Origin of the sequence: Actinomadura sp. GTD37 (assembly GCF_041951365.1) — a bacterium.
Lineage (GTDB): Bacteria > Actinomycetota > Actinomycetes > Streptosporangiales > Streptosporangiaceae > Spirillospora.
This window is the reverse complement of sequence record NZ_JBGNUS010000002.1, coordinates 872,633-885,810: the sequence shown is the minus strand read 5'-3', so window position 1 is coordinate 885,810 and position 13,178 is coordinate 872,633. Positions and strand designations below refer to the sequence as shown.

Below are 13,178 nucleotides of genomic sequence, written 5' to 3'. Positions count from 1 at the left end.
CAGGGGGAGCGGTCTGATCAGCCCGTGACGTACAGGGTCTGGTCGTAGGCGCCGGAGCCGGCGGTGGTCTCGCCGCGCAGCTGGTAGGTGGCGGTGACGGTCGCCGTGGACGGGCACAGGAAGTTGCTGCCCGACTGCTTGTTCACCGTGGCGCCGTTCACGCCGACCTGCGCCTGGTTGTTGCCGGTGACGGGACGGTTGGCGTTGTCGGGGTTGTAGCCGGAGGCGGTGAGGGAGCCGCCGAACACGCAGGTGATCCCGCCGAACAGGTCCACCACGGCCTGGACCTTGAAGTTGGCGATCGTGACGGCCGCGTCGCGGTTGCCGGTGTGCCCGGAGTCGTAGGCGACGCTGCCGCCGCTCCACGGCAGGGCCTGCGGGGTGATGGTGACGTTGGCGGTGCCGGTGCAGCTGCTGAAGTCGGCGGCGGCGATGCTGAGGCCGGTGCCGTCGGAGTTGATCCGGCCGGTCATCGTCGACTGGCTGCAGGAGCCGCTGCCGATCGACGTGGAGACCGTCGCGTTGCCGAGCAGCGACGCCTGGACGTTGCCGGAGTAGGCCGCGGCCGAGGCCGAGCCCTTGCGGATGGTGGTACCCGCGGCGTACGCGGGGGCGACCCCCGCGGCGAGGACGGCCAGCGCGGCGGTCCCGACGATCGCGGTCTGTCTGATACGTGCCACCGGAAACTCCTCTGTCCGGTTCGGGGTGGGCATACGCGAAAGTAATTCGCGTTGGGCGGCCGGGCAATGGCGGACGGCCGATTGCGGCCTGGCCGCATTGGGACACCGGCGAGTGTCTGCTGGTCGGGCGCGGACGGCGGGACGGGTGACGGCAATGTCGCGCCGGGCCGCCTTGACGGCGATTTGCTTCCGTGTTTGGGCGGACGAGGGCGAACGGCGTCTCCGCTTTGGGGAACCTGGGCTAGGTTGGCGGGATGGGCGGACCGGACGGCTCGCCGCGATGACCGGGGAGGGCGGAATGCGCGACGCGCTGCGCTCCCCCCTCGCCTGGTCGCGGCTCCCCGCCGCCCGGGTGCTCCTCCTCCTGCTCGGCATGCTCGGCTTCGTCGCCGGGCCGGTCGGCGCCGGGGCCCACGGCGGCGCGTCCGCCACCGGGGCGATCTCCGGAGTCCGGCCCGCGCAGGTGGCGAAGGCGCCCGTCCGCTCCAGGTCGTCCACCAAGCCGCGGACGGCCCGGCACGTCCAGCAGGTCCGGGAACGCGCCGTCGTCGCCGTCGCTCGGCACGCCGCCGGGGCCGCCGCGCCGAGCGCGCAGCCCCCGCACGCCGCGCTGCCCGCGTCCGGCGCCGACGTCCCGCCGCCGGGCGGGCGCCTCGCCCCGCCCGCCGCCGCGCCCCTCTCGCCCGACCTCGCGCCGCGCGCCGTCCCGCGCGGGCGCGCACCTCCCTCCCCCGCACGGATCTGAGCCACCTGTCCGCGGTGCCGCACGCTGAGGCGCGGCGCCGAAGCCCCCGTGTGGAGGTTCCCTCTTGACGCGCGCCAACGTGGTGCGGGCGGTACTGGCGTTCGCCGTGCTCGCCACATCGTTCTATTTCGCCTGGTCAAAACCAGCCCGCCTCGGCCTCGACCTCCGCGGCGGCACCCAGATCGTCCTGGAGACGCAGAACTCGCCGACCGTCAAGGCCGACCGCGAGGCCACCGACCGCGCCCGCGAGGTGCTGCACCGGCGCATCGACGCGCTCGGCGTCGCCGAGTCGTCCATCACCCGGTCCGGCGACCGGCGGCTGATCGTCGAGCTGCCGGACGTCCAGGACCCGACCCGCGCCACCGAGGCCGTCGGCAAGACCGCGCAGCTCACCGCGCACCCCGTGCTGCCCAACACCGGCAAGGCCGAGCAGGGCCAGCAGCTGATCCCGGACGAGAGCGGGCAGCAGATCCTCATTGGCCCCGCCGCGCTCACCGGCGCCGGCATCGGCGAGGCGAGCGCCTCCTACGACGCGCAGAACCTCGGCGGCTGGGCCGTCAACGTCGACTTCAAGGGCAGCGGCGGCAAGACCTGGGAGAAGCTGACCGCCAAGGCCGCCTGCGCCGCCGGCGACGAGCGGCGCGTCGCGATCGTCCTGGACGGCAAGGTCATCTCCTCCCCGCAGGTGACCGAGAGCGTGCCCTGCGGCGTCGGCATCACCGGCGGCTCCACCCAGATCACCGGCGACTTCACCGCGAGCGAGGCCAAGGACCTCGCGGCCCTCATCCAGGGCGGTTCGCTGCCCGTCCCCGTGAAGATCATCGAGCAGCGGGTGGTCGGCCCGACGCTCGGCGACGAGGCCATCGACGCCAGCGCCAAGGCCGCGGTCATCGGCATCATCCTGACCGGCCTGTTCATCATCCTCGTCTACCGGCTCGTGGGCCTGCTCGCCACGGTCGCGCTCGCCGGCTACGCGCTGATCTCCTACGGCGCCCTCGTCGCGATCGGCGCGACGCTGACCCTGCCCGGCCTCGCCGGTTTCGTACTGGCCGTCGGCATGGCGATCGACGCCAACGTGCTGGCCTTCGAACGGGCCAGGGAGGAACGGGCGGCGGCGCCGGGCCGCAGCGCGCGGGCGGCGCTGTCCATCGGGTTCAACAAGGCGTGGTCGGCGATCGCGGACTCGGCCGTCACCACGCTGCTGGCCGGCGGCCTGCTGTTCTTCCTCGCGTCCGGGCCGGTCAAGGGGTTCGGCGTCACGCTGACCATCGGCGTGCTCGGCTCGCTGATCTCGGCGATGCTGCTGAGCCGCGTCCTCACCGACGCCGCCGCCGCGCGGATGCCCCGGCTCAGCAAGGGCAGGATGGGCGGCCTCGGCGGCGCCGGACGGATCCGCAACTGGCTGGAGACCAGCGGCCCCGACATCATGAAGCGCAGCCGGATGTGGATCGGGATCTCCGTCCTCGCGGTCGTCATCGCCATGACCGGGATCTTCACCCGCGGGCTGAACTTCGGCGTGGAGTTCACCGGCGGACGCCTCGTCGAGTACTCCACCAGCCAGCACGTCGACATCGACAAGGCCCGCGCCGCCGTCGCCGACGCCGGGTTCCCGCGCGCCGTCGTGCAGACGTCCGGGGAGGACGACATCTCCGTCCGCACGTCCGAGCTGACGAACGACGAGGAGAAGCGGATCCAGGAGGCCCTCGCGAAGGAGGGCGGCGGCGCCGCCAAGCAGCGCGACGAGCTGATCGGGCCGAGCCTCGGCGACGAGCTGCGGACCAAGGCGCTGATCGCCCTCGGCGTCGCGCTGCTGGTCCAGCTCGCCTACCTGACGATCCGGTTCCGCTGGACGTTCGCGGCCGGCTCGGTGCTCGCCATGTTCCACGACATCACGATCGTCACCGGCGTGTTCGCCTGGCTCGGCAAACCGATCGACGGGGTCTTCCTCGCCGCGCTGCTCACCATCATCGGGTACTCGGTGAACGACTCCGTCGTCGTGTTCGACCGCGTCCGGGAGCTGTGGGGGAACAATCCCAAGGGCCGGTTCGCCGACATCGCGAACCGGGGCACGCTGCAGACCGTCCCGCGGACGATCAACACCGGCATGGGCGCGCTGTTCATCCTGGCGGCGCTCGCGGTCCTCGGCGGCGACTCGCTGACCGACTTCGCGATCGCCCTGCTGATCGGCATCGTCGTCGGGACGTACTCCAGCGTCTTCACCGCGACGCCCATCGCCGTCGTCCTGGAGCGCTTCGCGAAGGCCCCGCCGCCGCAGGGCAAGGGCAAGAAGCCCGTCCGCCGCACCGCCGACAGCTCCGGCGCGGTCGTCTAGCCCCGCCCGTCCGCCGGCGCCCCGTCCCGGGCGCCGGCGGGTGTCGCGGCCCGCCGCTCCGGGGCTCGCGCGCCGCCTCCGCGGTCAGTGCGGGACCACGGAGCGCTTCAGCGGCCCGTTGACGCCCGTGACCAGGCAGAAGGCCAACCGGTTCCCGCCTTCCCAGCCGCCCTTGTCCGGTGCCGCGTACGCCAGGTCGGCGATCTCGGACGGGGGCCGCGCACCCCAGGCCTTGCGTGCGAACCCGACGCACCTGGCGAGGACCTTCTTCTCCATTCCCTTGTCGCCCGGGTATTCGTCGCCGTGCATCGTGAAGGAGGCGAGCACCTCGTACTCGTGCTCCTTGGTGCACGGGATGAGGGGCTGGTCGCCGTTGTCGCTCCACTTCTCGACGCAGTCTCCCGGCGCGAGCTCGGTGGTGTACTGCGTCTTCGTCTCCATGGTCTGGTCGAGGGGCGCCTGCAGCCGGCCGGACCCGGTGTAGCTCATCAGGCACCGCGCCGTGCGCTTCCCGTCCTTCCACGCGTCCTCGTCCGGGGGCGCGACCCGCAGTTCGAGGTCCTTGCCGTAGCGGCTGCGCTCCAGGAAGCCGGTCAGGTCGCGGCACGCCGTCCACGCCCGGTCGCTCGCCTCGCGCTCGCCCGGGTACGGCACATCGGGAAGCTCCGTCTCGCCGCTGATCTCGCCCCGGTGGGGCGTGGCGCACGGCAGCGGCCGCACGAACATGCCGTCGGGCGTCTCCTCGAACTCGCTGAAGCAGGTGCCCGGCCGCAACGTGGTCACGGCCACCTTGCCGTCCTCGCGGGCGCCCGGTTCTGCCGAGCCCGGGGGCAGCGGCCCGACGGTCACGGCGGCGGCGACGGCGGCGACCCAGACGACCGACGCGGCGAGACCGCCGGCGGCGAGGCCCTTGCCCCGCTCGCCCCGGCGCCCGGCCTGGACGAAGGCGGCGATCGCGAACCCGACCGCGAAGACGACCATGCCGAGCAGGCCCGCGACGAGCGCGACGACCGCGAACCGGTTCGTTCGCCGAGGGCCCGCGATGGGCGGCTCGGTGAGCGGCGGCCCCATCGCCGGCGGAGCATCCGGCGGGGGCTCGGCGGGCGCGTCCGGCGCCACCCAGGCGGGTGCGGTCTCGTTCGGCGATTCGTCGTCAGGGGTGGTCATGGGATCTCCGGAGGCGGGGGCGGGCAGTTCGTGCGGAGCGGTCGTTCCAGCGGGCTCACTTCGGCACCACCGATCCCCTCAGCAGGCCGATGGTTCCGGTGATGAGGCAGGTGACCTGCCGGTTCTCCTTCATCCAGTTGTCCAGGACAGGCGCCTCGTAGTGCCGGTCCGCTCCCTGGTCGGCGGGCACGCGCGGCCCGGCGGGGCCGAACATCGCCTCCCAGCGGCTCCGGCACCCCTCGTCCGCGTCGCGTGCCACCGCCTCGTCGCCCGGCCACTCGCCGTCCCGCAGCGTGAACACGGCGTACACCTCGAACTTGTGCTCCAGGCGGCAGTCGATGGCTGGCAGGAATCCGCTGATCTGCCACTTGGTGAGGCAGTCGCCGGGGGCGAGGCGCGCCAGCGGCACCAGCTCCGTCTCCTTGGTGGCGAGGAGCGGTGCGGTGAGCCGATCCGGGCCGGGGTAGCGGAGGAGGCACAGCACGTCGCGGTCGCCGTCCTTCCACGCCTTCTCGTCGGGACGGTCGGCGTACAGTTCGAGCCGGTTCCCGTAGGTGCTCTGCCTCAGGAACCGGGTGCGCTCGCCGCACTCCTTCCGGGCCATCTCCGCGACGGCCCGGTCGCCGGGGAACGCCGCGGCGGGCAGGGTCACCTCAGCGCCGATCTCCCCCTCGTGAGGCCGGTCGCAAGGCGAGGGCACGAGGAGGATCCGTGTCGACCGCTCTTCGAGTGCGCTGAAGCAGTCACCGCCGCGCAGGTCGGACGCCCACGTCTTGCCGTGCGTGTCGATCCGGCGGGCCGTGTCCTGCACGCGGTGGGCGGCCATGACCGCCACGACGCTGAAGACGAGGGTCCAGACGGCCGCCGCCACCAGCCCGCCGGCGGCGAGGCCCCGGCCCTTCTCGCCGCGGCGCCCGGCCTGGACGAGCGCGGCGATGCCGAAGCCGACCGCCGGCAGGACCAGGCCGAGCAGCCCCGTGACGAGCGAGGCGACCGCTAACCCGTTCGTCCGGCGCCGCGCGGCGGACGGCTCGGCGTGCGGGGCCGGTGCGTAGGGAGCCGGCGCGCCAGGGGCGGGTGCGTCGGGCGCGGGGGCGTCCGGAGGGGCCCAGGCGGGGGCGTCGTCGGGCGGGGGCGAGGTCATGGCAGCAGCGGCTTCTTCAGCGGGCGGTCCTCGCTCTCGCCCAGGCAGACGACGGTGCGGACGCCGGCCGTCCAGTCCTCCTTGGCCGGGGGGACACGCATGACCAGGTCCGGGGTGCGGCCCCCGCGGAAGGCCCGGTCGTAGCGGTCGTCGCAGCCGTCCTCGGCCCGCCGGTCGGCCTTCCCCGTGCCCGGGTACGGCCCGTCCTTCAGTTCGAAGACGGCGTAGACCTCACTCCAGTGCTCCTCGGTGCAGGAGAGCGTGCGCTGGGCCATCGCTTCCCCGTCCCACTTGCCGAGGCAGTCGCCGCGGACGAGTTCGTACCAGAGCTTCAGGTTCGGATCCAGGGTCTGGGCGAGCGGCAGGGTGATCTTCCCGGCGCCCTCGATCTGGATCAGGCAGAGCACCTCCCGGTCCCCGCTCCGCCAGGCCGTCCGGCCCGGTGCGGCGGCGTAGGGCTGGAGGTGCTCGCTGTACCTGCTCTTCTCCAGGTCGATGAGCCGCTGGGAGCACGCCTGGTTCGCCAGCTCGAAGACCTCCTTTTCGCCGGGGTAGGGGCCGTCTGGCAGGCGCAGCTTGGCGGCGAGCTCACCCTCGTGCGGCTGCGTGCAGGGCAGCGCGGTCACGAGCGAGGTCCGGGCGTCCCCGTTGAAACCGGTGAAGCAGTCGCCGACGCGCAGCAGGCCGGGGAGCACCCTGTCGCTCCGGGAGACGTGCCCCGACTCGTCCCGTTCGACGGTGAGCAGGGAGCCGGCGACCGCCGTCGCCGCGACCACGCCCGCGACGACCCAGACGGCCGAGGCCGCCAGGCCGCCGATGGCGAGGCCCTTGCCCTTCTCGCCCCTGCGGCCGGCCTGGACGAGCGCGGCGATGCCGAAACCGGCCGCGAGCGGGAGCAGCCCGAGGAGGCCGGTGACCAGGGCCGCGATCGCGAGCCGGTTCGTCCGCGCGGGGCGGGGCGGCAGCGCGGGGGGCGGCTGCGGCGCGGGCGGTCCGGCGGGGGACGGGGCCGTGGCGGGCGGAGACGCGTCCGGCTCGGCCCAGTCGGAGGCCGGGCCGCTCTCTTCGGCGGGCTCGGCGGGCTCGGCGGGCTTGGTGGGTTGCGCGGGCTCGGCGGGCTCGGCGGGGCCGTCCGGGACGTCGTCAGTGGGGGGTGGCGTGGTCACGGCGGAACGGTAACCGGAACGTCCAGCGAAAGGGGCAATTCCGACAGAAGTCGATCAATCTGTGACCAGCGGTTCCGTGGCCGGGGCGCCCGCCCCGGCCACGGGCCGTCAGGCGAGCGGCGGCTGCGGCTCGTCGTTCTCCGCCCTGATCACCTGCATCACCGCGTTGATCAGCGCGAGGTGGGTGAACGCCTGCGGGAAGTTGCCGAGGTGCCGGCCGGTGTGCGGGTCGATCTCCTCGGCGTACAGCTGGAGCGGGCTCGCGTACGACAGCAGCTTCTCGCACAGCGCCCGCGCCCGTTCCAGCTCGCCGATCATCACCAGGGAGCTGACCAGCCAGAACGAGCAGATGGTGAAGGTGCCCTCCTCGGACTCGAACCCGTCGTCGGTCTCCGTGGCCCGGTAGCGCAGGACGAGGTCGTCCTCCGACAGCTCGTCCGCGATGGCGAGGACGGTCTCGCGGACGCGCTTGTCGTCGGCGGGCAGGAAGCCGAGCAGCGGGATCAGCAGCGCCGACGCGTCCAGCGTCGTCGCCCCGTAGTGGGCGGTGAAGACGCCGCGCTCGTCCAGCGCGTTGGCGAGCACGTCCGCGTGGATCTCGTCGGCGGCGGCCTGCCAGCGGCGCGCCCGGTCCTGGTCGCCGCGGACGCGGGCGAGCCGGGCGCCGCGCTCGGCCGCCACCCAGCAGAAGACCTTCGAGGAGGTGAAGTGCTGCGGCTCGCCGCGCACCTCCCACATGCCGCAGTCGGGGGTGCGCCAGTTGGCGAGGGCGTCCTCCACCTGCTTGATGATGATCTTCCAGAGCCGGTCGTCCAGCCGGTCCCGCTTGCGCACGAACAGGTAGATGGAGCCGATGATCGCGCCCCACACGTCGTGCTGCGCCTGCATGTACGCCTCGTTGCCGATGCGCACGGGACGGGCGTTGCCGTAGCCGGTGAGGTGCTCCAGCGTGGACTCGGGCAGCTCCTCCCGCCCGTCCAGCCCGTACATGATCTGGAGCTTGCCCTCGGCGGCCTCGGCGACGTCGGTGATGAAGTAGAAGAAGTCGTTGGCCTCCCAGTCGTAGCCGAGCGTGTAGAACGCCCACAGCGCCATCGTGGAGTCGCGGATCCAGGTGTAGCGGTAGTCCCAGTTGCGGTCGCCGCCCGGCGCCTCCGGCAGCGACGTCGTCGCCGCCGCCGCGACCGCGCCCGACGGCGCGAACGTCAGCCCCTTCAGCGTCAGCGCGCTGCGCTGCAGGTGGCTCCGCCACGGGTGGTCGGGGAAGCGGCCCCGGTCGAGCCAGTGCTGCCAGTGGTGGACGGTCCAGACGAGCCGCTCCTGCGCCTCCTCCCACGACGAGGGCGCCGCGTGCTCGCTCCACGACAGCGCCACGAAGCGGGACTCGCCCTGCTTCAGCAGCGTCCGGGACGTGGCGAGCGACCCCTCGAACCCGACGTTCATGTCGGTGGTGAGCCGCAGCCCGATGCCGTTGCCGCGCGCGACGGCCTCGTGATAGCCGGCGCCGGTGTGCTCCCAGCGCGCCGGCGTCTGGCCGTAGTCGAACACCGGCATGCAGTCGAGCCGGACCTGCGCCTGGCCGTTCACGCACCGCACCATCCGCAGCAGGACGTGGTCGGCGTCGTAGTCCGTCGGGGCCCTGCGGTGCGTGTGGGACCGTTCCGTCTCGTGGTGCCACGGGCCCATGAGGAGGGCGTCCGTCACCACGAGCCAGCCGCCGTGCACCCACCAGGTGGTCTCCATCACCATGGTCCCGGGGATGTAGCGCTGCGCGGCGGGCACCTCCACGCCCGCCGGGCCGACCCGGAAGTACCCGGCGTCGCGGTCCAGGATCGACCCGAACACGCTCGGCGAGTCCATCTTCGGCAGGCACATCCACTCGATGTTCCCGCTCGGAGCGACCAGGGCGGTCGTCTCGCAGTCGGACAGGAACCCGTAATCGGCTATGGGGGCGAACGGATCTCCCGCCCGGCCACCGGCGACCTTCGGCCTCAAAGCCTCACCTCCTTGATCCATCATTCCCTCTTCCGTCCATGGCCGCGCCAGGCGGGCCGATCGGATGCCCCGACCGGCCCCCGGGCGCCGTGTGGCGTTGGTCTCCTCATTGGAATAGACCATTATCTGCGGTCTGAGCTGGGAAAACTCCCTCCGGAGCACCGGGCGCCGAACAGTCCCCGCGGGCGCGGGTACAGTCCCGGCAAACAGGGCAGCGGACCCGCTTCTGCCTGGGGGAACGCGACGGAGCGCGCCCCCGGCGAGACGGGCCCGGACCTGCCACTGGGTGGAACCGGAGCGAGAAGGAGCTCCCCGTGCCGAAGTTCGTGTACGACTTCACTGAGGGAAACAAGGACCTCAAGGACCTGCTGGGCGGCAAGGGCGCCAACCTGGCCGAGATGACCAACCTCGGACTGCCCGTGCCCCCCGGGTTCACGATCACCACCGAGGCCTGCCGGCATTACCTCGAGCACGGGAACCTGCCCGAGGGCCTGCCGGACGAGGTGAACGCCCACCTCGCCGACCTCGAGTCCGCGATGGGGAAGAAGCTCGGCCAGAGCGACGACCCGCTCCTGGTCAGCGTACGGTCCGGCGCCAAGTTCAGCATGCCGGGCATGATGGAGACCGTCCTCAACGTCGGCCTGAACGACGAGTCCGTGCACGGGCTCGCCGCGCAGGCGGGCGACGAGCGGTTCGCGTGGGACTCCTACCGGCGGCTGATCCAGATGTTCGGCAAGACCGTGCTGGACATCGACGGCGACCTGTTCGAGGACGCCATCGACGAGGTCAAGCGCGCCCGCGGCAGCGACCAGGACGCCGACCTGGTCGCCGACGACTTCAAGGAGCTGGTCGGCCGGTTCAAGGGCATCGTCCGGGAGTCGGCCGGGCGGGACTTCCCGACCGACCCGCGCGAGCAGATGGACCTCGCCGTCAAGGCGGTGTTCGACTCCTGGAACGCGCCCCGCGCGATCCTCTACCGGCGGCAGGAGCGCATCCCCGTCGACCTCGGCACCGCCGTCAACATCTGCTCGATGGTCTTCGGCAACATGGGCCTCGACTCCGGGACGGGCGTCGCGTTCACCCGCGACCCCGCGTCCGGCCAGCAGGGCATCTACGGCGACTACCTGCAGAACGCCCAGGGCGAGGACGTCGTCGCCGGCATCCGCAACACGGTGCCGCTCAAGGACCTGGAGCGCATCGACAAGGCGTCCTACGACCGGCTTCTCGACATCATGGAGACGCTGGAGAACCACTACCGCGACATGTGCGACATCGAGTTCACGATCGAGCGCGGGAAGCTGTGGATGCTGCAGACCCGGGTCGGCAAGCGGACCGCCGCCGCGGCGTTCCGCATCGCCTGCCAGCTGCTCGACCAGGGGCTCATCGACGTGGACGAGGCGGCCCGCCGCGTCACCGGCGACCAGCTCGCGCAGCTCATGTTCCCCCGGTTCGCCAGCAGGGTGGACGGCGTCCGCAAGCTCACCAGGGGCATGAACGCCTCGCCGGGCGCGGCCGTAGGCAAGGTCGTGTTCACCTCCGGCCGCGCGGTGGAACTCGCCGGGCGGGGCGAGGACGTGATCCTCGTCCGCCGCGAGACCAACCCCGACGACCTCGCCGGCATGGTCGCGGCCAGGGGCGTCCTCACCTCGCGCGGAGGCAAGACCTCGCACGCCGCCGTCGTGGCGCGCGGCATGGGGAAGACCTGCGTCTGCGGCGCCGAGGAACTGGACGTCGACGTCAAGAACGGGCAGTTCACCGCGCCCGGCGGCGTCACGGTGACCGAGGGCGACGTCATCTCGATCGACGGGTCGTCCGGCGACGTCTACCTCGGCGAGGTGCCCGTCGAGGACTCGCCCGTCGTCCGGTACTTCGAGGGCGAGCTGTCCCCCGGCGAGGACGACGACCTCGTCACGGCCGTCGACCGCGTCATGCGGCACGCCGACGCGCGGGCGGCGCTGAAGGTCCGCGCGAACTCCGACAACCCGGAGGACTCGGCGCGCGCCCGCCGGTTCGGCGCCGCCGGCATCGGCCTGTGCCGCACCGAGCACATGTTCCTCGGCGACCGGCGGCGGCTCATCGAGGAGCTCGTCCTCGCCGGGGACGGCGCCGCGCGGCAGGCCGCGCTGGACGCCCTGGAGCCGCTGCAGAAGAGCGACTTCGAGGGCATCTTCGAGGCGATGGACGGGCTGCCCGTCACGATCCGGCTGATCGACCCGCCGCTGCACGAGTTCCTTCCCGACATCACCGAGCTGTCGGTCAGGGTCGCGCTCGCGGGCGACGGCGCCGACGCCAAGGACCGGAGGCTCCTGGAGGCGGTCAACCGGCTGCACGAGCAGAACCCTATGCTCGGACTCCGCGGCGTGCGGCTCGGTTTGGTGATTCCCGGGCTGTTCGGCATGCAGGTCCGCGCGATCGCCGAGGCCGCGGCCGCGCGGCGGCGGGCGGGCGGCGACCCGCGCCCGGAGATCATGATCCCGCTCGTCGGCGCGGTGCAGGAGCTGGAGGCCGTCCGCGACGAGGCCCGCGGCATCCTGGACGAGGTCAGGCGGGCCACCGGGGTCGACGTCCCGGCGCTGATCGGCACCATGATCGAGCTGCCGCGGGCGGCGCTGACCGCCGGGCAGATCGCCGAGGCCGCCGAGTTCTTCTCCTTCGGCACCAACGACCTCACCCAGACGACGTGGGGCTTCTCACGCGACGACGTCGAGGCGGCGTTCTTCTCCCGCTACCTGGAACTCGGCATCTTCGGGGTGTCGCCGTTCGAGACGCTGGACCGGGAGGGCGTCGGGCGGCTCGTCCGCATCGCCGCCGAGGAGGGCCGCAGGGCGCGGCCCGGCATCAAGCTCGGCATCTGCGGCGAGCACGGCGGCGACCCCGACTCGGTGCACTTCTGCCACGAGGTCGGCCTGGACTACGTGTCCTGCTCGCCGTTCCGCATCCCCGTGGCCCGGCTGGAGGCCGGCCGCGCGGCGATCGCCGCGGCGGACGCGCCGGGCGGCGGCGACACCCGCTGACGACGCCCGGCGCCGGCGGCCGGTTCCCCGCACGCGGGAATCCGGCCGCCGGAACGGGTGTGGGCTCCGCGACACGCGGTATCCGTGAACTTCGGACGCGCCCCGGACCATCTCAATAGTGTGTCCGATGCGATGACGTTGGAAGTGGACTTGCCGGAGCCCGAGCACGAAGAGACGACCGCCGAGGAGCGGGCCGACCGCCCGCGCGAGCGGCGCCGGCGGCCGCTCTGGGTCACCGTCCCGCTGAGCGTCGTCCTCGGGCTGCTCGCGATCGCCGTGCTGACCCCGCTGACCGTCGGCGCGCGGATCTGGTACCAGGCCCGGCAGGACGAGCGGCCCCGCTCCGACGCGATCATCGTGCTGGGCGCCGCGCAGTACAACGGGGTGCCGTCCCCGACGCTGAAATGGCGGCTGCAGCACGCCCTGAAGCTGTACCGCGACGGCGTCGCGCCCGCCATCGTCACCGTCGGCGGCAAGGCGCCGGGCGACGACTACACCGAGGCGGGCACCGGCCGCGCCTGGCTGATCAAGGAGGGCGGGGTGCCGGCGTCCAAGGTCTTCGCGGTGCCCGACGGGCGGGACACGCTCGCGAGCCTGAAGGCCGTCGGCGCGGAGTTCGACCGGCACCACTGGTCGTCCGCCGTGATCGTCACCGACCCGTGGCACGGGCTGCGCTCGAAGAAGATGGCCGGGGACCAGGGCATCGAGGCCGCCGTCTCGCCGACCCGCAGCGGCCCCAGCGTCCAGACCCGCGACACGCAGTTCAACTACATCGTCCGGGAGACCGGCGGCTACCTGTCGTACGTGCTGCTGGGCAAGAGCGTCCAGGTGCCGGACGAGACCATCAAGCGCATCCGGATCGACCCGTCCGGCACGCCGTCCCCGCCGCCGTCGCCCTCCGGGTCGCCGACGCGCTGAGCCTGATCGTGCCCGCT

General features: G+C 72.8%; 9 protein-coding genes. 4 read left to right on the top strand and 5 right to left on the bottom strand.

Annotation, left to right across the window (positions count from 1 at the left end; all coding sequences use genetic code 11):
• Window positions 1–17 precede the first annotated feature (17 nt).
• Window positions 18–680 (bottom strand): hypothetical protein, encoded by a 663-nt coding sequence (locus tag ACA511_RS18270; protein ID WP_375025546.1) that lies wholly within the window; start codon window positions 678–680, stop codon window positions 18–20.
• A 298-nt stretch (window positions 681–978) separates the two neighbouring features.
• Here ACA511_RS18270 and ACA511_RS18265 point away from each other — a divergent pair, with 298 nt between their 5' ends.
• Window positions 979–1,425, top strand: coding sequence for a hypothetical protein (locus ACA511_RS18265; protein ID WP_375025545.1), 447 nt, complete (start codon window positions 979–981; stop codon window positions 1,423–1,425).
• Between the two features lie 64 nt (window positions 1,426–1,489).
• Window positions 1,490–3,757 (top strand): protein translocase subunit SecD, encoded by a 2,268-nt coding sequence (secD, locus tag ACA511_RS18260; RefSeq protein WP_375025544.1) that lies wholly within the window; start codon window positions 1,490–1,492, stop codon window positions 3,755–3,757.
• Between the two features lie 84 nt (window positions 3,758–3,841).
• Here secD and ACA511_RS18255 read toward each other — a convergent pair whose 3' ends face one another.
• The 4 genes from ACA511_RS18255 to ACA511_RS18240 all read right to left on the bottom strand — a co-directional run bounded on the left by ACA511_RS18255 (window position 3,842) and on the right by ACA511_RS18240 (window position 9,229).
• On the bottom strand, window positions 3,842–4,924 hold the full coding sequence (locus ACA511_RS18255) for a septum formation family protein (protein WP_375025543.1): 1,083 nt from the start codon (window positions 4,922–4,924) through the stop codon (window positions 3,842–3,844).
• Between the two features lie 55 nt (window positions 4,925–4,979).
• Complete coding sequence (locus ACA511_RS18250) at window positions 4,980–6,068, bottom strand: septum formation family protein (RefSeq protein WP_375025542.1); 1,089 nt, start codon at window positions 6,066–6,068, stop codon at window positions 4,980–4,982.
• On the bottom strand, window positions 6,065–7,234 hold the full coding sequence (locus ACA511_RS18245) for a septum formation family protein (protein WP_375025541.1): 1,170 nt from the start codon (window positions 7,232–7,234) through the stop codon (window positions 6,065–6,067). Before ACA511_RS18245 ends, ACA511_RS18250 begins: the two co-directional genes overlap by 4 nt.
• Window positions 7,235–7,342: 108 nt before the next feature.
• Window positions 7,343–9,229 carry a glycoside hydrolase family 15 protein gene (locus tag ACA511_RS18240; protein ID WP_375025539.1) on the bottom strand — a complete coding sequence of 629 codons (1,887 nt, stop codon included), beginning with the start codon at window positions 9,227–9,229 and terminating at the stop codon, window positions 7,343–7,345.
• A 314-nt stretch (window positions 9,230–9,543) separates the two neighbouring features.
• On the opposite strand from ACA511_RS18240, the gene ppdK reads away from it, so the two are divergent.
• Both ppdK and ACA511_RS18230 read left to right on the top strand, forming a co-directional pair.
• Entirely contained in the window at window positions 9,544–12,243 is a 2,700-nt protein-coding gene (gene ppdK / locus ACA511_RS18235; protein ID WP_375025538.1) for a pyruvate, phosphate dikinase, read from the top strand.
• Between the two features lie 132 nt (window positions 12,244–12,375).
• Window positions 12,376–13,161, top strand: coding sequence for a YdcF family protein (locus tag ACA511_RS18230; RefSeq protein WP_375025537.1), 786 nt, complete (start codon window positions 12,376–12,378; stop codon window positions 13,159–13,161).
• The last annotated feature ends 17 nt before the right edge of the window (window positions 13,162–13,178 follow it).

Bases quoted from the DNA above. Each gene is read 5' to 3' on its own strand.
- ACA511_RS18250 (WP_375025542.1), bottom strand. From the start codon at position 6,068: ATGACCTCGCCCCCGCCCGACGACGCCCCCGCCTGGGCCCCTCCGGAC.
- ACA511_RS18265 (WP_375025545.1), top strand. From the start codon at position 979: ATGCGCGACGCGCTGCGCTCCCCCCTCGCCTGGTCGCGGCTCCCCGCC.
- ACA511_RS18255 (WP_375025543.1), bottom strand. From the start codon at position 4,924: ATGACCACCCCTGACGACGAATCGCCGAACGAGACCGCACCCGCCTGG.
- ACA511_RS18230 (WP_375025537.1), top strand. From the start codon at position 12,376: ATGACGTTGGAAGTGGACTTGCCGGAGCCCGAGCACGAAGAGACGACC.